Below are 18,300 nucleotides of genomic sequence, written 5' to 3'. Positions count from 1 at the left end.
TAAAGCGACGGGCAGGGTCATCCATTCCCGGGACGGCGCGAGGGGTGGGCACCGTCTGAGCGCCCACCCCTCGTCCCGAGATTTGCTCGCGGTTATGCGGCCGTGACCTCGAGGTTGACCTCGATGTTGCCGCGGGTGGCGTTGGAGTAGGGGCACACCTGGTGAGCCATCTCGGCGAGGTCCTGGGCGGCGTTTTGGTCGACGCCTTCCGTACGCACCTTCAGCGTCACGGTCAGACCGAAGCCGCCGTTGTCGATCTGGCCGATGCCCACCTCGGCGGTGACCTGCGCGCCAGTGAGGGCCGACTTCTCACGCTTGGCGGTCATCTGGAGCGCCGAGTTGAAACACGCGGCGTAACCGGCGGCGAACAGGCTGTTCCGGGTTGGTGCGGGTGGCCGCCGCGCCGGGCTTGGGGGTGGCGAGGTCGAACTCGACCAGGCCATCGTCGGTGGCGACGTGGCCGTCGCGTCCCGAGCCGGTGGCGGTGGCGACGGCGGTGTAGAAGACCTGGGGCTTGTCCATGGGAATGGCTCCTCGTGTGAAGGGGTTCATGGTTTTGTAGGGTTACTAGTACGTCTACATAGGGCCCAACCCCGAGACGCATGGGATGATTCCCGGCAACCAGCAAGAGTGTGAGGAGGCAGCGATGGCCGCCACGCGTGGGCAAGCCCGCGATGTGATCCTGGCGACCGCATCGGCCCTCTTCCATGCCTCGGGGACGCGGGCGATCAGTGCAGACCGCATCCTCGCCGAGGCTGGCGTGTCAAAGGTGACGTTCTACCGGCACTTTCCCAGCAAGGACGCGCTCGTCGTCGTCTACCTCGAGGATGAACTGGCACGACTCCAATCCCTCGGGGCCCAGGCGGGCTCAGACCCCCAGGCGATCGCGGGAATCTTCGAAGAGGAGATGTGCCGGCCAGGGTTCCGCGGCTGCCCGTTCATCAACGCCGCCGCGGAGTACCCCGACCCCACGCACCCGGTCCGCGACGTTGTCGCGCGCTTCCGCACGTGGATGATGGGAGCGATCGAGACGTGGGCTACCGAGCGCGGCGTACGCGATCCCGCCCAGGTGGCGCGTCAGGTCATGATGCTCAGGGACGGTGCGCTGGTCGAGGGATACGTCGCAGGCGACCCGGAACGAGTCGCTCGTGAGCCTCAGGGCAGGGATCACCGCTCTCGCCAGCGGCGGGTAGCGCCTGTCGCGTACGGTCGAGGTCATGCACTACTCCTGGCACGTTCTCGACTGGCGCCGCGAGGTCGCAAGCATCTACGCAGAGGTACGGCAAACGGCGGATGCTGCCGCCGCGCACGCGCGGTGGTGCGAGCGGCGCGCGCACCTGCTCGCCACCCACCCCGCGACACCCGTGCCGCCCGCTCATCGCGCCTCCTTCGCCCCGGTCGTCGCCGCCTACGACCCGGCGTGGCGCTTCGAGGTCGCGGTCGAGGAGGCAGCGGCGGAGCGCCGCGAGGTGCCCACGGCGACCGATGGTGTGGTGCCATTCGAGCGCATCGGCCGCGTGACTCTGGATGGTCTGGGCAGCCTCGACGTGTGGTGGCTGGATTCGTATGGCGGGGGTGTGTTTGTTCCCCTGAAGGACACGTCACCCGGCTCGTACGGTGGCGGCCGTTACGTCCTCGACACCGTCAAGGGAGCGGATTTGGGAGGCGCGCTCGACGGGCTCGTCATCGACCTCAACTTCGCCTTCCAGCCTTCCTGCGCGTACTCGAGCGACTGGGTGTGCCCCCTGCCGGGCCCCGGCAATCGGCTGGATGTCGCCGTCGACGTGGGGGAGCGCTACACGCCGCTCGAGGCATAGAGGCTCACGCCGGACGACGCGCCGGGCCCGCGGTGTCGCTGGGTGTGGCGGAGGTGTCAAGATGCCGCCATGCGAGGCACCGATCCGGAGAAGCGGCTGACGCAGCCATGGCGCAGGGCTGGACGCGTGGTGGGCTGGTGCGCGCTGCTCCCAGCCGTCGTCACGCTCGGTGCGCGGCTCACAGGCTTCGAGGCGGGGCCGCTCGCGATCGCCGTGGCCGTGACTCCGTGGGTACTGTTGAGCGTGGCGGTGCCGCTCGTGGGAGCATTCTTTGCGAGGGACCGATGGCTCGGCGCCGCTTCCGGACTGGTGTTGGTCGTGGGAGTCGCCACTCAGGTGCCGTTGATGACGGCGACGCCCACGCAGGGGGAGGGTGTCCTCACCGTGGCATCGGTCAACGCGACGTTCGGCGCGGTGGACGGCGCCGCGGTCACGGCCCTCGTGCGCGACCACGGCGTTGACGTTCTCGCTGTCCAAGAGCCGACACCCGCGGCCGTCGAGGCTCTCGACCGTGCCGGCCTTGGCGCGTCGCTGCCCTACGCCGAGGTGGCGCCAGAGGAGGGGTTCGCGGGCATCGGCCTCTGGTCTGCCTTGCCGCTCACCGAGGCAGGGGACGTGGACGGCACCACCGCGCGCACGCTCCGCGCGGTCGTCGAAGTCGACTCGACGCCGGTGACGCTCATCGCCGCGCATCCCGCGGCACCGGGGCCGTGGAACCACACCCTGTGGGCTCAGGACCTCGCGGTGCTGACGGAGGCCGCAGGCGCCGTCCACGGACCGGCGATTCTCGTGGGCGATCTCAACGCCACACGTGACCATGCCTCGTTGCGTGGCCTTGAGCGCGGGGGTTTCGTTGATGCGGCCGATGAGGCCGGGGCGGGCTGGCAGTTCACCTTCCCGGAGCAGCGGGCAGGCTTTCCCGTCGCCGCCATCGACCACGTGATGGCGCGCGAACTGCCGTGGTCGGCGTCAACGCTCGTGACGCAGGCGCTGCCAGGCGCCGATCACCGTGCCCTGGTGGTCGAGTACTCGGCTCCGCTCTGAGCCGTCAGCGCAAGGGAGCGGTCTCGGGGTAGAGCGCGTCCATGGCGTCCTGCGCCTGGCGGCGCCCGGCGAGGAACCACGCGATGCCTCCCAGCAGCGGCGCGCACAGGATCACCAGGAGCCACACGGCGGTTGCGAGCGAGGCTCAGCACCCGTTGGTGGCGAATGACAGAGACGGCAGCCGAGATCGTCACGACCAGGACGGCGGCCGCGACGACCGACCAGATCAGGTCATAGGTCGTGGGAATCAGCGGGTTCACGTCGAGCGGCATGTCACGAGCGTAGCGGCGTGAGCATGAATGACAAGAGCCGCCCCGGGGCTACCGGAGCGGCTCTCATGTGGTGGGCGATACTGGGATCGAACCAGTGACCTCTTCCGTGTCAGGGAAGCGCGCTACCGCTGCGCCAATCGCCCATGCGAGGTGGGTACGGGATTCGAACCCGTGTATACGGCTTTGCAGGCCGCTGCCTCGCCTCTCGGCCAACCCACCATGGTCTGCCATAAGAATCGGCATGGATCCTGCGAGCGGACGACGGGACTCGAACCCGCGACCCTCACCTTGGCAAGGTGATGCTCTACCAACTGAGCCACGTCCGCATGGCCCCGAACTTGCGTTCCGAGCCGTGGAAAACTGTAGCGCATCCTTGGCCCGCCGGTGACCACCGCATCGGCTGCGTGTCGTCCCTCCCGACACTTTGAACCGATTCGCGCGGCACCGGTCGGCGTGTCGCGCGTGAGCGTGGGCCGTCGCCGGCGTGTCGGCATCTCATCCGGTTCGCATTGAGGGGAGGGCGGGGCAGGCGGGGGCTCTGCCAGCGCCGAGAAATGAAGAAAGCCGCCCCCGAAGGGACGGCTTGTCTGGTGGGCGATACTGGGATCGAACCAGTGACCTCTTCCGTGTCAGGGAAGCGCGCTACCGCTGCGCCAATCGCCCGAGGTGGGTACGGGATTCGAACCCGTGTATACGGCTTTGCAGGCCGCTGCCTCGCCTCTCGGCCAACCCACCGTGGTCGCCGAAAAACATCGGCTACGAACCTACGAGCGGACGACGGGACTCGAACCCGCGACCCTCACCTTGGCAAGGTGATGCTCTACCAACTGAGCCACGTCCGCGCTGTCAGGGCGTGCCCTGACAAGACGTAAACACTAGCCCATGGGTTGACCCGATGCCAAATCGCCCCCCGCGGTCAGCCGCTAGCGTGGTGCCCGTGAGTGTGTGGGACGCGCAGGAGGTGGCGGAGGCCGCCTTCCGCGGCGTGCGTGCCCGCGGCGTCCTCGAGCACATCGACGTGAAGGGGGAAGGTCACCGGCTCTCCGAGGGAGGGTTCTGGGTCGTGGTGGGCACGTTCGAGGGCCGCATCGACGCCTGGCGCATGGAACACGCCGAGTTCTCCGCCGCCGCCTCGGTCACCACGGGTCGTCCGTGGCAGGGGCCCGCCCCGGACGCCTGGACGAGTTCGCTTGATCGCGAGGCGTACATGGCGGCGGTCGCGCGCATCCGTGGCGACATTCGTGACGGTGACGTCTACCAGGCGAACCTCTGCCGCGTGCTCTCCGCGCCCCTGGCCGCCGCTCCGGCTGGGCCTGATGCGGTGGCGCTGAGCGAGCGCCTCGCGCGCGGCAATCCCGCCCGGTTCGCCTCCCGGATCGCGTTTCCAGAGACGGCCGATGCGCCTGGCGCCTGGGTCGTCTCGGCCTCGCCTGAGCCTGTATCTCGCGATCGACGGCACGCGAGTGTCGAGCGCGCCCATCAAGGGCACGGCGGCGCCGGGGAGGACATGCTCCCCAAGGACGAGGCCGAGAATGTGATGATCACGGACTTGGTGCGCAACGACCTGTCGCATGTCGCGGTGCCGGGCTCGGTGACGGTGCCGGAGTTCCTTGGTCTCCACACGCATCCGGGGCTCGTGCACCTGCAGTCGACGGTGGAGGCGACGCTCGCGCCCGCGTTCGCCTGGACCCCGCAGGCTGTGGCCGGCTCTGCTTGACGGGACGTTTCCGCCGGGGTCCGTCTCCGGCGCGCCCAAGTCGAGCGCGCTGCGCATCATCGCGCGTGAAGAGACCGCGGCGCGCGGCCCGTATTGCGGGGCCATCGGCTGGATCGACGCCGACAGCAGGCGTGCCGAGGCTCGTTGTGGGCATCAGGACGTTCTGGTGGGATCGCGCGGGAGGCGGCACGCTGCGCTTCGGCACGGGCGCAGGCATCACGTGGGGCTCGGACCCCGCACGGGAGTGGGAAGAGACCGAACTGAAGGCCCGACGCTTGATCGGGCTCGCCTCGACGGGAATGATGTCGCCATGACAACGGTGGTGTGGTCCGCGGGCAGCCTGAGGGATCCCGATGCGCCCCTCATCACCGCCTGGGACCATGGCCTGACCGTGGGCGATGGCCTCTTCGAGACCATGACCGTGCGCGACGGCGGCATCTTTGCCCTCACACGACACCTGGCGCGGCTCTCGTATGGCGCCGACCGGCTAGGACTCGGAGTTGTCGACACGGATGAGGTCCGTCACGCCGTCGCCGAGGTGCTGCGTGCGGGCGAGGGCGCGGTGACCCGGGTGCGAGTGACCCTGACCTCGGGTCCGGGGCCGATGGGCTCGGCGCGCGGAGATGGGCCTCACACGCTGGTGGTGACCGGGGTGGACGTCAAGCGTCCGCGTGTCTGTCACGCCGTTCGCGCGCCGTGGAGGCGCAACGAGCGCGGGGCACTGGCGGGAGTGAAGTCGACCTCCTACGCGGAGAACGCGGTGATGATCGCGTTTGCTCGTGACAAGGGTGCGGATGAGGCGATCGTGGCGAACACGCAGGGGCACCTGTGCGAGGGCACGGCTTCGAACGTGATCCTGGAGCGTCAGGGCGAACTCGTGACACCTCCGCTTGCCTCGGGATGCTTGGCGGGCATCACCCGCGGCCTGGCCCTCGAATGGGGTGCGGCCGCGGGGATGCCGATTCGAGCATCGGCGCCGGGGGAACTCACCATGGCCGCGCTTGACGAGGTGCTCACTGGCGAGACGCACCTCGCGGTAACCTCGTCCACTAGGGGAGTGCAGCACGTGTCATCGCTGGACGGACAGGCGCTCGAACCAGGGCCGATGCTCCGGAGGTTGGCAGCACAATTCGAGCTTCGCGCCGAACAAGAACCCGATCCTGGTCTTCCGCGCTCCAAATAGGCGCTATATTGGTTCCTGCTCGCAGGGCGATTGGCGCAGGGGTAGCGCGCTTCCTTCACACGGAAGAGGTCACTGGTTCGATCCCAGTATCGCCCACCAGCACGAGGCCCCGTCGGAGAGATCCGGCGGGGCTTTTGTCATGTCTATGAGCCGATGCCAGACGTTGCGGTGCGCGGTGCGCGCGTCCCTGGTGGCCCAGTTTGCGGCGCGTCGCGTCTCGATGTGCCGCAAATGCGGCCATTTGCGGCACGGGGCGGGGGGCGGGCGGGAGTGGGAGTCCAGGGGCGTGCCGAGGCGGCGATATGCTTCCGCGCAGGCCGTTCAGGGACAGGGAGAACTACCGGTGGCAAAGCCTGTACTTCCGCTACGGCGCGATGAACTCGGGTAAGTCGACCATGCTCCTGCAGGCCGCATACAACTATCGCGAACGCGGCCAGATGCCCCTGATCGTCAAGCCCGGTGTCGACACCAAGGCGGGAACGTCCGTCGGCTCGCGCATCGGCCTCGAGAAGCCCGTGGACGTCCTGCTCGGCGCGGGTCAGTCGCTGAGCGCGGCCATCGAGAAGGTCACGCCGTTGGACCAGGTAGACGCCATCTTCATCGACGAGGCTCAGTTCCTCGAGCCCGCGCAGGTGGATGAGGCCTTCACCCTTGCGGTCACCACCCGCATCCCGGTGCTCGCCTACGGCCTGCGCAGCGATTTCCGCTCGCGCGCCTTCCCCGGCTCGGCGCGACTGATGGAGCCTGGCGCACTCCATCGAGGAGCCTGAAGACGATCTGCCGGTGCGGCTCCAAGGCTCTGCTCAACGCCCGCAAGGTCGACGGCGAGTTCGTCGCACACGGAGCGCAGGTCGCCATCGATGGCCAGCACGCCGAGTACGAGTCATTGTGCGGCCGCTGCTACCTCGAGAAGGTCGGCCCCATCAGGTACGACGCCTGATAGTCGACCTTTCGCCAGGCATCTGAGGGCCGGCGCCGGTAGCGTGCCGTCATGGCACACACGCGCGCGACGCGCCTGTCTCATCTGCCCGCGCAGGCCTGGGCGTACGCCCGGATGCCCGCGATCGCCAGAACCGTGGTGCGCGAGCGCCTGACGTACCTCTCGCCCGTCGCCTGCGCCGCCTGCACGAGGCGCTCGACGAGGTGAATGCGGGGGCGTGCCTGGCGCCATCGTCGAGTTCGGCATCGCGCTGGGAGGTTCCGCGACCGCTTTGGCGACGCGCCGTGGGGACAGGAGCTTCCATGGCTTCGACGTGTTCGGTCAGATCCCGGCCCCCGACGCCGCCAAGGACGGAGAGCGCGCGGTGCGCCGCTATGCGGTGATCGCCGCGGGGCAGAGCCGCGGCATCCGTGGTGACGACTACTACGGCTACATGACCGATCTGCAGCAGAGGGTCACCGCGACCATGGGCGAGCACGGCGTGACGGTCGACGGCCGGCACGTCGCACTGCATCGTGGGCTGTTCGACGAGACCTGGCCCACGGTCGCTGACCGGATCCCCGCGATCGCGGTGGCGCACATCGACTGCGACTGGCACGATCCGGTCGCATACTGCCTCGCCGCGATCGCGCCCAAGGTGCAGCCAGGCGGCATCGTGGTGCTCGACGACTACCTGGACTATGAGGGTTGCCGTGCGGCAGTGGACGAGTTCCTTGGCGACCATCCGGAGTTTGTACGACGCCACCTTGACGGCAACCTGTCCTTGCGTCGCGTGTGACGCGCCGAGACTCGCCGACCGCCACTCTGCCAGCGAAGATCCCGGCGGCGGCGGCGTCGGCGTGGTTCCATGAGTCATGACTACGGGGGATGAGGCAGCGACGGTGCTGGCGAGCGAGGCGGCGGGCGAGATGCTCGCCACCGCGGTGGCGACGGCCCATCAGACGCTCGACTCGTGGCGCCTCGATTCCGTCCATGCGCGCCCCGGTGCCGAGACATCGGCGACCTATGACGTGACCGTCTCGGGCGAGCGACAGTACCTCGTGGCATCGACCGTGAGCCTGACGGACGAGGAACGCGCGGCTGTGAAGGCCGTCCGGCTCGAGTCGGAGCCTGGGCGTAGTACAAGTGTGGCGTCACCCCGCTGACCCGCGGCTACCAGGGCTACCGGACGCCTGCGTGCCTGCCGCACTGACGGGCAGGCTGGCGCGCGTGGGTATCGCCGATGCGACGGTGGAGCAGTTGGAAATGCTGGTGCTACGGCCAATGCGCCGGGCGGTGCTGCGCGCCAACGTGTCCAGCCATGGGCTGAGCGGGCGGATCTACGTCAAGGTGCTGAGGCCCGACGCCGCCCGCCAAGTCCTTGAGCGCCACCAGGCGTGTGGAATGGCGCCGAAGGCGTATGACGCGGGCGACGGCATCGTGGTCATTGAGGGCGCCACCGGTCAGCCGCTGACCGAGTACCTGTACCGGCCCGATGCGCCCCGCTACCTTGACCCCGCGGTCTTGGTGGAGGCGCTCGACTCGATCGGCGAGGGAGCCATGGAGATGGCTCGCAGGCGCAGCGCCGCGGACCTCATCGATACCTATGCCGATGCCGCCATCAAGTCGGGGGCCGATGCGGCGCGCGTCGACGCCGTGCGAGCGTCCGTCCACGCCGTGGTCGAGGCCGACGGCGCCCCCGGGGCCCTGGTGCCGACCCACGGCGACTTCCACGCCGCCAACGTGTTTGTCGAGGCCGGTGACGAGACTCGCGTGGCCGCGCTCATCGACCTCGACACCCTCGGGCCCGGTTATCGCGTCGACGACCTCGCGTGCATGCTGGCGCACCTGCACACCTTGCCCACCTTTGATGAGTCCGGGTATCGCGACGTTCCGCGGCTGATCAGGGACGCGACGGAGGACTTCTCGCGGCGTGTGCCGGCGCATCGGCTGCGTGCGCGAGCTGCGGCGGTGCTGATCTCGCTCATGGGCGGCTCGGACGATGCCGCGCGGCGTGACCGTTGGCTTGCGACCGCAGAGCGCCTGGTAGGTGACTCCCACAGTTGATGAGAGTTCTCTCATCACACTCTCCTTGCCGTCTCACACGGACCGTGCATCGTGGTGGCTATCGGGCGGAGAATCCGCCGGGAGGAACCAAGGAGAGTTGCCATGGAAATCAACCGTCGAGCACTATGGATCGCGGCAGGAACCCTGGGAGTCGTGGCCGTCGGCACCGGCGTGGCCGTGGCAGACAACGCCATCAACCCCGACGCGGATGACGCGCCGCTCGAGCAGACCGCCGTCGACCAGACCCCCACTTCCGGCCCTGTGGTCCAGGCTCTCCGAGTCGCCGGCGGTGCTGGTGAGCAAGGTGACTCCGCCCTCGGCGCCTACCGCACCGAACGCTCAGCAGACGGCGAACCCGCAGCAGACGGAAGCGGCTACGCCGGTCGAGTCGGCGCTGAGCACAGTCACGCCCGTGACGCCCGTGTCCGTGGTGAGCGTGAAGTCGCCTGTGACGCCTCAGTCCACGAAGACTCCGGTCACGCCGCAGTCGACGAAGTCGCCGGTCACGCCGCAGTCGACGAAGTCGCCCGTGACGCCGCAGTCCACCAAGACCCCCGTCACCCCGCAGTCCGCGAAGACCGCACCGTCCGCGCAGTCCGCCAACTAGGCGGAACGCCCACCAGCCCATTCATCCGCGAGCGCCAGGCGCTCCACAAGACGTAGCGCGAGACGGTCAGGGGACCATGCGGTAGCCAACACCCCTGACCGTCTCGATGCGTGCGGCGCCCACCTTCGCCCGCAGGTAGCGCACGTAGACATCGACCACGTTGGACCCCGGATCGAAGTCGTAGCCCCACACCCGGGACAGGAGCCTGCTCCCTGCTCAGGGCGCGCCCCGCGTGGGAGATCAACGCCTCTGCCAGCGCGAACTCGCGCGCGGACAGGTCCACCTCCGCGCCGGCGACCGTGACACGTCGCGTGAGCGGGTCAAGTTCCACGTCCCCGCACCGCAGGATCGCCGGTCCAGCCGCGGCCACCGTCGCCGTCCGCAGACGCAGCCGGATGCGGGCGAGCAGTTCTTCGAATCGAAACGGCTTCGCGAGGTAGTCATCGGCGCCGCCCTCGAGGCTCCCCACCGAGGCCTCGAGCGTGGTGCGGGCGGTCAGCACAATCACCGGCAACGTGTTTCCCGAGCCCCGCAGGCGCTCCAGGACGTCCATGCCATCCATGTCGGGCAGCCCCAGGTCGAGCACGATGAGCCTCGAAATCGCCCGTCATGGCGCGCTCGTACCCCGCCGCACCGGTGGTGACGTGCTCGCTCGTCAGCCCCGCCGCCTTGAGGCCCTTGGCCACAAACGAGGCGATGCGTTGCTCGTCCTCGACAATCAGGATCTGGCTCATGCGTCCGTATTGTCCTGGTCTGAGCCCGTGAGCGGAAGAGTCAGGGTGAACGTGGACCCTTCGCCCTCGCGGGACGAGACGCTCGCGTGACCCCCGTGCCCGCGAGCGATGGCCGTCACGATGGACAGCCCCAGCCCCGAGCCGTCGCGCCGGACGGCATCGGCCTGGGCAAAGCGGGTGAAGATCCGCGACTGCGCGTCCTCGGGCACGCCGACACCGTTGTCGCGCACCCACAGTTCGATGCACTCGTCGCCGATCCGCGAGCCGATGCCCACCTCGGAGTCGTCGTCCGAGAAGCGGACAGCGTTGGATGCCAACTGAAGCCACGCCTGCGTGACCCGGTCACGGTCGAGCGGTGCCACGGCATCGGCAGCCTCATCGAGGACCCAACGACGCGCGCCCAGGGCTGCGGCCTTGTCGAAGACCGCCTCGGTGAGGTCGCGCACGTCGACCGGGGCAGGGGACACGAAGTCGGGACGGTCGGCCTTCGCGAGGGTGAGCAGATCCTCCACGAGTGTGGTCATGCGATCCAGGCTCGTCGAGACTGAGGGCCCGCACCTCGCGCGCGTCCGCGGGGTCGTCGGCATCCATGAGTTCCAGGTGGCCGCGCACCACGGTGATGGGGGTGCGCAGTTCGTGGCTCACGTCGTTGAGCAGCGCCGTCTGGGAATCGAAGGCTGCTTGGAGACGGTCGAGCATGGTGTTGACCGAGCGCGCCATGTCCGACACGTCGTCGCCACCCGAGACGGCGACGCGCTCCGTGAGGTCCTCCCGGCCGATGCGCTGGGCTGCTGCCGCGAGGGCCCCCACCGGACGGAGGAGACGCCCGGCGAGTAGCCACGCCAGGATGCCGACCACCACAAACGCCCCAGCAGCCACCAGGCCATAGATGCGGAAGGCGCGATGCAAGAGGCCGAGTTCCGCGTTCACGTCGTACGCCAACACTTGCGCGGCGGTAGACCCTTGCCCCGAACCCTCGGCGCCGACGACCAGCCCACCGCCATCGGCGGCACGGGCCGGGGCGACAGCAACGAGGTAGTCGGCGTGGGCTGTCGACAGCGACGTGTACGTGATGTCGGTGGCGAGGGTGAGGGGAGCGACGGCCTCGATGAACTCCGTGTCGGCGTCCAGGGGGTCTGCGCGTCTCGCGAGACCCACTCCAGGCTTGCCGTCGAGGAATCCCACCACGCCCTCGTTCGTGTCGGGCACGTTGCGCTCCATCGAGGTCCGCACGGCGGCCCCCGGATCCGTGAAGGGCTCGCCGGTCACCGGGTCAACGCCCTCCTCGGCGAGCACCACGAACTCCTGGAGGTCGCTGACAAGGTCGGCGTGCATCCTGTCGCGCTCGGCGTCGTCCAGGACCGCGAGGGCTACGAGTCCCGCCACGGCAAGCGCGAGACCGGTCAGGGCCAGCACGGCGAGGCCGATTCTGGCGCGCACGGACACGCGGCTTAGGCGATGGGCGAGGCTCACGGGGCGGCTCCGATGGTCGAGGTAGGCCCACGGTAGCCGGTGCCGGGGTGAGACCGGGGATGTCCCCGACCCGCGCATCGGCCGCACGAACGTGCCCGCAGGCCGCCGGGGTCGGTAGCATCGTGGGGACCGACCGCGCGCTGTCATGCGCGCACAACCCTTTCAAGGAGACCCCTGGTGCCCAGCCTGCATGCGACCATCGACGGCGACGAGCGAGAGCCTGACCGCCGGTACGACGGGCACCGACCTCTACGGCGAGCGGCGCGACGTGCTCGTCATGCGCGTCGACGGGCGGCTGTGGGACCTTGCTCGCGAGGTCCCCGAGGGCGCCACGGTCGAGGCCGTCACCATTGGCGAGCCCGACGGTCTCATGGTGCTGCGCCACTCGACCGCACACGTGCTCGCGCAGGCGGTGCAGCAGGTGAACCCTGACGCCAAGCCTGGGCGTGGGTCCTCCCGTCGAGAACGGCTTCTACTACGACTTCGACGTCGAGACCCCCTTCACCCCGGAGGACCTCAAGAAGCTGGAGAAGGCGATGCAGCGCATCGTTAAGGAGGGGCAGACCTTTGTGCGCCGCGAGGTGACGCGCGAGGAGGCGCTCGCAGAGCCTCGCTCACGAGCCCTACAAGTGCGAGGCTCCTGACCCACGACACCGAAGGCGCCGAGGGTGCATCGGTAGAGATCGGTGAGGGCGACATCACCATCTACGACAACGTGCGCCGCGGCGGCGAGCGTGCCTGGGGTGACCTGTGCCGCGGGCCGCACGTGCCCAACACCAAGGTGCTCGCCAACGGCTGGTCGCTCATGCGCTCCGCGGCGGCGTACTGGAAGGGCAACGAGAAGAACCCCCAGGCTTCAGCGCGTCTACGGCACGGCCTGGCCCACCAAGGACGAGCCTGACCGCCTACAAGGAACGGCTCGCAGAGGCCGAGCGCCGCGACCACCGCAAGGCTCGGCACCGAGCCTCGACCTGTTCTCGTTCCCCGACGCCATCGGCTCGGGCCTGGCGGTCTTCCACCCCAAGGGCGGCATCATCCGCACCGAGATGGAGGAGTACTCGCGCAGGCGTCACATCGAGGAGGGCTACGAGTTCGTGGTCACCCCTCACGCCACCAAGTCGCGCCTGTACGAGATCTCCGGGCACCTCGACTGGTACGCGGATGGCATGTATCCGCCCATGCACCTCGATGAGGAGCGCGACTCTGCGGGGAACATCACCAAGCAGGGCCAGGACTACTACCTGAAGCCCATGAACTGCCCGATGCACAACCTGATCTTCGACGCGCGCGGACGCTCGTACCGCGAACTGCCGCTGCGCATGTTCGAGTTCGGCACCGTCTACCGCTACGAGAAGTCGGGCGTGGTGCACGGCCTCACTCGTGCCCGCGGTTTCACCCAGGACGACGCGCACATCTACTGCACGCGCGACCAGATGAAGGACGAGCTCACCAAGACTCTCGACTTCGTGCTGGGACTTCTGAAGGACTACGGCCTCGAGGACTTCTACCTCGAGCCTGTCGACCAAGAACCCGGAGAAGTCGGTCGGCGACGACGAGATCTGGGAGGAGGCCACCGACACGCTGCGTGAGGTCGCCGAGGCCTCCGGGCTCGAGCTCGTTCCCGACCCGGGCGGCGCCGCGTTCTACGGCCCCAAGATCTCCGTGCAGACCCGCGACGCCATCGGCCGCTCGTGGCAGATGTCGACCATCCAGGCTCGACTTCAACCTGCCCGAGCGCTTCGAGCTCGAGTACACCGCGCCGGACAACACCCGCCAGCGTCCTGTCATGATTCACCGCGCCTTGTTCGGTTCGATCGAGCGCTTCTTCGCGATCCTGACCGAGCACTACGCGGGCGCCTTCCCGGTGTGGTTGTCACCTGTTCAGGTGCGTGCCATCCCGGTGGCGGAGGCCTTCAACGACTACATGGCCGATGTCGTGGCGCAGGCGAAGGCCGCAGGCATCCGCGTTGAGCTCGACGATTCGGACGAGCGCTTCCCCAAGAAGATCCGCACCGCGTCCAAGGACAAGATCCCCTTCACCCTCATCGCCGGAGGCGATGACGCGGAGGCAGGCGCCGTCTCGTTCCGATTCCGCGACGGCAGCCAGGACAACGGCGTGCCGGTGGCCGATGCCGTGGCTCGCATCGTGGAGGCCGTCCGGTCCAAGGCGCAGGTGTAACGCGTGCCTGAGATCGTCAACGGCGAACAGATGGGCGGCGAGCCGGACGGCTTCGAGCGCCTGTGGACGCCTCATCGCATGGCGTACATCGAGGACGGCAAGTCGCGCGAGGAGTACAAGGGCAGCCACGACTGCCCGCTGTGCGCCAAGCTCGAGATGCCCGATCGCGACGCGCTCGTGGTGCACCGGGGTGAGCACTGTTACGTGGTGCTGAACCTGTACCCGTACAACCCCGGCCACCTCATGGTCTGCCCGTACCGCCACATCGGCTGGTACACGGACGCCACGGATGCGGAACGCGACGAGATGGGCGTGCTGACGCAGCGGGCCATGCGAGTCCTGTCCGAGGTCTCCGGCACCCAGGGCTTCAACATCGGTATGAACCAGGGCGCCATTGGGGGAGCAGGCATCGCGGAGCACCTGCACCAGCACGTGGTGCCACGGTGGATGGGTGACTCCAACTTCCTGCCGATCATCGGCAAGACGAAGGCGCTTCCCGAGGCTCCTCGATGACACGTGGGCCAAGGTCTCGGCCGCGTGGGGCGAGGTGGCCTGATGCTCGGTTGGCTGCGCCCGTTCATGGGCCGGCTGTGGTCCGCCCCCGCCAAGGGGCTGCTACGCCTCGGTATTCACCCCAACGCGGTGACCATCATCGGCACCCTCGGTGTGGTGTTCGGCGCCTGCTTCTTCTTCCCGCGCGGCGGCGTCTGGCTGTTCTGGGGCGTGCTGTTCATCACCTTCTTTGTGGTGACCGACATGCTCGATGGCACCATGGCGCGCCTCTCGGGCAAGTCCAGCCGCCTGGGGGCGTACCTTGACTCGACGCTGGACCGCGTGGCCGATGCGGCCATCTTCGGCGCCCTCGTGTGGACGTTCCGTGTGGACGAGCCCGCGACGGCGCTTGCCGCGCTCTTGTGCCTCACGCTCGGCTCGTTCGTCCCGTACGCCCGTGCGCGCGCGGAGGGTCTCGGGATCGACGCGAAGGGTGGCATCGCCGAGCGTTCCGACCGCCTTGTGATCGGCCTGCTCGCGACGGCCCTGGTGGGCCTTGGCCTGCCGCTGTGGGTGCTCACCTGGGTGCTCTACCTGCTTGCCGTGGCGGCCGCCGTCACCGTGGTCCAGCGCACGCTGATCGTGATGCGCGAGAATGCGAAGGACCACCGCCTCGCGACTCCTGGTGACGCTGTGAGTGCACGCCAGGCGGACGTTGCCGAGGGTGACACGACCGCTCGATGAACGCCCTTCTCACCGCATGGCGCGCGTCTCGCGTGCTCCCCGTCGGCGCCGTACGTGTCCTGGCTTCCGTCGGCGCCACCCTCGCGTGGCATCGGCCTGGCAAGGCGGTGCGTCGGCTCGAGGACAACCTCCACCGGGTCACCGGGCTGACGGGGTCCGCCCTGCGTGATCTGTCCAAGGAGTCGTTGCAGTCGGTCTCGCGCTACTACGCGGAGGCGCTGACCCTCGATCGCTTCAGCGCCTCCCAGGTGGACGCCCGGGTGCGGCTTGAGGGCTACGAGCCGGTTCAGGAACTCCTGACGACCTCGCCCACGGGCGTGGTGGCCGTCCTGTCGCACAGCGGCAACTGGGACCTTGTGGGCGCCTACGCGTCGCCCCGCATCATCCCCGTCACGGCGGTGGCAGAGGTGCTCAAGCCGCGCGAGATGTATGACCGGTTCGTGGCGATGCGTGAGGACGTCGGAATCCGGGTGCTGGGGCATGAGGGCGGCGCGACGTTCCGTGAACTGATCCGCATCGCTAAGAACGAGCGCACCCTGATTTGCTTGCTGGCTGATCGTGACCTCTCCGGCTCGGGCGTCGAGGTCACGATGTGGGGTCACGGGGTCAAGGTGGCACCGGGACCGGCCGCGCTCTCGGTCGCCACGGGTGCACCTCTCGTTCCCGTGCACGTGCGCTACGAACCCTTGCACGGCGCCCGCCGCCGTGCGGCAGGGTCGCCTTGGGGCGTGGTGCTGAGCTTCGGCGCCGCGCTGGATGCCAGCGATCTTGACGTGCCGCGCGATGAACGCGTCGCTGCCCTGAGTCAGCAGTGGGCCACCTGGATGGGAGACATGATTGCCGCTCATCCGGCCGACTGGCACATGCTGCAGAGGTTCGGGTGGACATCATGAGAATCGGCATCGTCTGTCCGTATAGGCTTTGACCGTCCCGGCGGAGTGCAACTGCACATCATGGACCTCGCAGAAATCCTGATGGAGCGAGGGCATGAGGTCTCCGTCATCGCCCCCGGATCCCCGGACACCGCGGTTCCCGACTATGTCTCCATCGCAGGCAAGTCGATTCCCGTGCACTACAACGGCTCGGTCGCGCGCGTGAAGTTCGGCCCCATCGCCGCGGCACGCGTCCGCATCTGGCTGCGCGACGGCAATTTCGACGTGGTCCACCTGCACGAGCCCGGCACCATGTCACTGTCGGTGATCGCGATGTGGGCGCGCCTCGGCCCCACCGTCGCGACCTTTCACACCTCGAACGACCATTCGCGCATGATGCGCATCGCGAAGCCCTTCATCAAGCCCGGCTACGAGGAACTCGATGCGCGCATTGCGGTGTCCCCGTCGGCGGACCGCACTGTCAAGGAGCACCTGGGGGTGGCGGCGACGCACATCATCCCCAACGGCGTCGACACCGAGGAGTACGTGGTCGCCGAGCCCCGTGGCGAATGGACGGGTACGCGCCAGGCGCCGACCATCGGCATCCTGGGCAGGATGGACGAGCCGCGCAAGGGACTCGAGGAGTACCTCGGCGCCATCCCGCATGTGCGCGCCCGTTACCCGCGTGCCCGATTCCTGGTCGCAGGCCGCTTCTCCGACCGCGTTGCCGCGCGAGCGGCGCGCGCGGGCGCCGAGGTGGTCGGCGAACTCGACGAGGGCATGAAGGCACGCTTCATGGCGTCGGTCGACGTGTACTGCGCGCCCAACACCGGCGGAGAGAGCTTCGGCATCGTCCTGGTCGAGGCGATGGCGGCGGGCGCTGCCGTAGTGGCCAGCGACCTCGTCGCGTTCCGCGACGTCGCCACGGACGCCGACGGCGAGGTGGGTGCCGCCCTGCACACCGTGGGGGATTCGGTGGAACTGGCGGCCCGTGTCACGGCCCTGCTCGACGACCCTCAGGCGCGCGCGGCGCTCGCCGAACGCGGCCAGCAGCGAGCCCTGACGTTCGACTGGCAGCAGGTGGCACCCAGGATCGAAGAGACGTACCGCGACGCCATTAGACTGGACGCGGAGCCTGTTCCCGCGGGAGGGTTCAGCACACCTCCGCACCTCGAGAAGCCAAGGAAGCATCAGGCATGAGCGACACCGCCGAGACCACCCCCAAGGTCGGAACCGACCTCGTCAAGCGCGGCATGGCCGAGATGCTCAAGGGCGGCGTGATCATGGACGTCGTCACCCCGGAGCAGGCGAAGATCGCCGAGGACGCGGGCGCCGTGGCCGTCATGGCCCTCGAGCGTGTCCCCGCAGACATCCGCGCGCAGGGTGGCGTGGCCCGGATGTCTGACCCGGACCTCATCGCCGGCATCATCGACGCCGTCTCGATTCCCGTCATGGCGAAGGCCCGCATCGGTCACTTCGTCGAGGCGCAGGTGCTCCAGAGCCTTGGCGTGGACTACATCGACGAGTCCGAGGTTCTGACCCCCGCCGACTACGCGCACCACATCGACAAGTGGCAGTTCACCGTGCCGTTCGTGTGCGGTGCCACCAACCTTGGCGAGGCGCTGCGTCGCATCTCCGAGGGCGCGGCCATGATCCGCTCGAAGGGTGAGGCCGGCACCGGTGACGTGTCGAACGCCACCACGCACATGCGCACCCTGCGCGCGGAGATCGCTCGCCTCACCTCGCTTCCCAAGGACGAGCCTGTACGTCGCCGCCAAGGAACTGCAGGCGCCGCTGCCGCTCGTGCAGGAGGTCGCCGAGACCGGCAAGCGCCCGTCGTGACGTTCACCGCCGGCGGCATCGCCACCCCCGCGGACGCCGCGATGATGATGCAGGCTCGGCGCCGAGGGCGTGTTCGTGGGCTCCGGCATCTTCAAGTCCGGTGACCCGGCGTCGCGTGCCGCGGCCATCGTCAAGGCCACCACGTTCTACGACGACCCCGCCGTGATCGCCGACGTGTCGCGCGGCCTCGGTGAGGCCATGGTCGGCATCAACGTTGACGAGGTTCCCGAGCCGCACCGCCTCGCCGAGCGCGGCTGGTAAGTCAGCGAGGACAGAGATGACGGCCGATGCGGGGAGAGGCTCTGCATCGGCCGTCTCCTCTTCTCCGGGGGCGAGCC

At 68.6% G+C, this 18,300-nt stretch carries 20 protein-coding genes, 7 tRNA genes and 6 pseudogenes; 21 read left to right on the top strand and 12 right to left on the bottom strand.

Features of this window, described 5'->3' with window-relative positions:
- Nucleotides 1-92 precede the first annotated feature (92 nt).
- Nucleotides 93-522: pseudogene (locus QQK48_RS00440) on the bottom strand (organic hydroperoxide resistance protein).
- Nucleotides 523-607: 85 nt separating this feature from the next.
- Between QQK48_RS00440 and QQK48_RS20845 the strand changes: the two are divergent.
- Nucleotides 608-799: pseudogene (locus tag QQK48_RS20845) on the top strand (TetR/AcrR family transcriptional regulator); the annotation flags it as partial.
- Between the two features lie 69 nt (nucleotides 800-868).
- Here QQK48_RS20845 and QQK48_RS00435 read toward each other — a convergent pair.
- Nucleotides 869-1,219 carry a hypothetical protein gene (locus QQK48_RS00435; RefSeq protein WP_284327108.1) on the bottom strand — a complete coding sequence of 117 codons (351 nt, stop codon included), beginning with the start codon at nucleotides 1,217-1,219 and terminating at the stop codon, nucleotides 869-871.
- Here QQK48_RS00435 and QQK48_RS00430 point away from each other — a divergent pair.
- Complete coding sequence (locus QQK48_RS00430; RefSeq protein ID WP_284327107.1) at nucleotides 1,218-1,817, top strand: DUF1684 domain-containing protein; 600 nt, start codon at nucleotides 1,218-1,220, stop codon at nucleotides 1,815-1,817. The genes QQK48_RS00435 and QQK48_RS00430 overlap by 2 nt on opposite strands.
- 69 nt (nucleotides 1,818-1,886) lie before the next feature.
- Nucleotides 1,887-2,861, top strand: coding sequence for an endonuclease/exonuclease/phosphatase family protein (locus QQK48_RS00425; RefSeq protein ID WP_284327106.1), 975 nt, complete (start codon nucleotides 1,887-1,889; stop codon nucleotides 2,859-2,861).
- Here QQK48_RS00425 and QQK48_RS00420 read toward each other — a convergent pair.
- The 7 genes from QQK48_RS00420 to QQK48_RS00390 form a co-directional block, all read right to left on the bottom strand.
- Entirely contained in the window at nucleotides 2,822-3,133 is a 312-nt protein-coding gene (locus tag QQK48_RS00420) for a hypothetical protein (protein ID WP_284327105.1), read from the bottom strand. The two genes, QQK48_RS00425 and QQK48_RS00420, sit on opposite strands and share 40 nt — an antisense overlap.
- A gap of 68 nt (nucleotides 3,134-3,201) precedes the next feature.
- Nucleotides 3,202-3,276 (bottom strand) — tRNA-Val (locus tag QQK48_RS00415).
- 5 nt (nucleotides 3,277-3,281) lie between these two features.
- A tRNA-Cys gene (locus QQK48_RS00410) sits at nucleotides 3,282-3,352 on the bottom strand.
- A 34-nt stretch (nucleotides 3,353-3,386) separates the two neighbouring features.
- Nucleotides 3,387-3,459 (bottom strand) — tRNA-Gly (locus tag QQK48_RS00405).
- A 262-nt stretch (nucleotides 3,460-3,721) separates the two neighbouring features.
- Nucleotides 3,722-3,796 (bottom strand) — tRNA-Val (locus QQK48_RS00400).
- 1 nt (nucleotide 3,797) lies between these two features.
- Nucleotides 3,798-3,868 (bottom strand) — tRNA-Cys (locus tag QQK48_RS00395).
- Between the two features lie 34 nt (nucleotides 3,869-3,902).
- Nucleotides 3,903-3,975 (bottom strand) — tRNA-Gly (locus tag QQK48_RS00390).
- A 95-nt stretch (nucleotides 3,976-4,070) separates the two neighbouring features.
- On the opposite strand from QQK48_RS00390, the gene QQK48_RS00385 reads away from it, so the two are divergent.
- The 11 genes and pseudogenes from QQK48_RS00385 (at nucleotide 4,071) to QQK48_RS00335 (ending at nucleotide 9,682) form a co-directional block, all read left to right on the top strand.
- Nucleotides 4,071-4,850, top strand: coding sequence for a chorismate-binding protein (locus QQK48_RS00385; protein ID WP_284327104.1), 780 nt, complete (start codon nucleotides 4,071-4,073; stop codon nucleotides 4,848-4,850).
- Nucleotides 4,831-4,926: pseudogene (locus tag QQK48_RS00380) on the top strand (hypothetical protein); the annotation flags it as partial. The gene QQK48_RS00385 and the pseudogene QQK48_RS00380, both read left to right, overlap by 20 nt.
- A gap of 55 nt (nucleotides 4,927-4,981) precedes the next feature.
- Nucleotides 4,982-5,164, top strand: a complete 183-nt coding sequence (locus QQK48_RS00375) for a chorismate-binding protein (protein ID WP_284329261.1) — start codon at nucleotides 4,982-4,984, stop codon at nucleotides 5,162-5,164.
- Nucleotides 5,161-6,033: an aminotransferase class IV gene (locus QQK48_RS00370; RefSeq protein WP_284329260.1), complete on the top strand. Its 873-nt coding sequence runs from the start codon at nucleotides 5,161-5,163 to the stop codon at nucleotides 6,031-6,033. The genes QQK48_RS00375 and QQK48_RS00370 overlap by 4 nt, the downstream gene beginning before the upstream one ends.
- Before the next feature lie 24 nt (nucleotides 6,034-6,057).
- Nucleotides 6,058-6,132 (top strand) — tRNA-Val (locus tag QQK48_RS00365).
- 203 nt (nucleotides 6,133-6,335) lie between these two features.
- A pseudogene (locus QQK48_RS00360) lies at nucleotides 6,336-6,973 on the top strand (thymidine kinase).
- A 51-nt stretch (nucleotides 6,974-7,024) separates the two neighbouring features.
- On the top strand, nucleotides 7,025-7,180 hold the full coding sequence (locus tag QQK48_RS00355; RefSeq protein WP_284327103.1) for a hypothetical protein: 156 nt from the start codon (nucleotides 7,025-7,027) through the stop codon (nucleotides 7,178-7,180).
- Between the two features lie 10 nt (nucleotides 7,181-7,190).
- Nucleotides 7,191-7,751 carry a TylF/MycF/NovP-related O-methyltransferase gene (locus tag QQK48_RS00350; protein WP_284327102.1) on the top strand — a complete coding sequence of 187 codons (561 nt, stop codon included), beginning with the start codon at nucleotides 7,191-7,193 and terminating at the stop codon, nucleotides 7,749-7,751.
- Between the two features lie 76 nt (nucleotides 7,752-7,827).
- A complete protein-coding gene (locus QQK48_RS00345; protein WP_284327101.1) occupies nucleotides 7,828-8,118 on the top strand; it encodes a hypothetical protein in 291 nt (96 codons plus the stop codon).
- A gap of 31 nt (nucleotides 8,119-8,149) precedes the next feature.
- The gene (locus QQK48_RS00340) at nucleotides 8,150-9,019 is read left to right on the top strand and encodes a phosphotransferase (RefSeq protein ID WP_284327100.1); all 870 of its coding nucleotides are present in this window, start codon (nucleotides 8,150-8,152) and stop codon (nucleotides 9,017-9,019) included.
- A gap of 102 nt (nucleotides 9,020-9,121) precedes the next feature.
- Entirely contained in the window at nucleotides 9,122-9,682 is a 561-nt protein-coding gene (locus QQK48_RS00335) for a hypothetical protein (RefSeq protein WP_284327099.1), read from the top strand.
- Nucleotides 9,683-9,692: 10 nt separating this feature from the next.
- On the opposite strand, the pseudogene QQK48_RS00330 reads toward QQK48_RS00335, so the two are convergent.
- From QQK48_RS00330 to QQK48_RS00320, 3 genes and pseudogenes are all read right to left on the bottom strand, one after another.
- Nucleotides 9,693-10,360: pseudogene (locus QQK48_RS00330) on the bottom strand (response regulator transcription factor).
- Nucleotides 10,357-10,806 (bottom strand): sensor histidine kinase, encoded by a 450-nt coding sequence (locus QQK48_RS00325; protein WP_284327098.1) that lies wholly within the window; start codon nucleotides 10,804-10,806, stop codon nucleotides 10,357-10,359. Before QQK48_RS00325 ends, QQK48_RS00330 begins: the two are co-directional and overlap by 4 nt.
- Nucleotides 10,736-11,833, bottom strand: coding sequence for a HAMP domain-containing protein (locus tag QQK48_RS00320; RefSeq protein ID WP_284327097.1), 1,098 nt, complete (start codon nucleotides 11,831-11,833; stop codon nucleotides 10,736-10,738). The genes QQK48_RS00325 and QQK48_RS00320 overlap by 71 nt, the downstream gene beginning before the upstream one ends.
- Nucleotides 11,834-12,007: 174 nt before the next feature.
- On the opposite strand from QQK48_RS00320, the pseudogene thrS reads away from it, so the two are divergent.
- From thrS to QQK48_RS00285, 7 genes and pseudogenes are all read left to right on the top strand, one after another.
- A pseudogene (gene thrS / locus QQK48_RS00315) lies at nucleotides 12,008-14,012 on the top strand (threonine--tRNA ligase).
- A gap of 3 nt (nucleotides 14,013-14,015) precedes the next feature.
- Complete coding sequence (locus QQK48_RS00310) at nucleotides 14,016-14,525, top strand: HIT family protein (RefSeq protein WP_348523350.1); 510 nt, start codon at nucleotides 14,016-14,018, stop codon at nucleotides 14,523-14,525.
- A gap of 42 nt (nucleotides 14,526-14,567) precedes the next feature.
- Entirely contained in the window at nucleotides 14,568-15,248 is a 681-nt protein-coding gene (gene pgsA, locus QQK48_RS00305; protein ID WP_284327096.1) for a phosphatidylinositol phosphate synthase, read from the top strand.
- A complete protein-coding gene (locus QQK48_RS00300; RefSeq protein ID WP_284327095.1) occupies nucleotides 15,245-16,141 on the top strand; it encodes a phosphatidylinositol mannoside acyltransferase in 897 nt (298 codons plus the stop codon). Before pgsA ends, QQK48_RS00300 begins: the two co-directional genes overlap by 4 nt.
- Nucleotides 16,142-16,201: 60 nt before the next feature.
- Entirely contained in the window at nucleotides 16,202-17,320 is a 1,119-nt protein-coding gene (locus QQK48_RS00295; RefSeq protein WP_431308256.1) for a glycosyltransferase family 4 protein, read from the top strand.
- On the top strand, nucleotides 17,317-18,066 hold the full coding sequence (locus QQK48_RS00290; protein ID WP_284327093.1) for a beta/alpha barrel domain-containing protein: 750 nt from the start codon (nucleotides 17,317-17,319) through the stop codon (nucleotides 18,064-18,066). The genes QQK48_RS00295 and QQK48_RS00290 overlap by 4 nt, the downstream gene beginning before the upstream one ends.
- Complete coding sequence (locus tag QQK48_RS00285; protein WP_284327092.1) at nucleotides 18,032-18,223, top strand: beta/alpha barrel domain-containing protein; 192 nt, start codon at nucleotides 18,032-18,034, stop codon at nucleotides 18,221-18,223. The genes QQK48_RS00290 and QQK48_RS00285 overlap by 35 nt, the downstream gene beginning before the upstream one ends.
- The last annotated feature ends 77 nt before the right edge of the window (nucleotides 18,224-18,300 follow it).

The organism is Demequina litorisediminis, from assembly GCF_030161615.1.
GTDB lineage: Bacteria > Actinomycetota > Actinomycetes > Actinomycetales > Demequinaceae > Demequina > Demequina litorisediminis.
The sequence above is the reverse complement of the archived record's forward strand: the minus strand, read 5'-3'. Positions and strand labels throughout refer to the sequence as shown.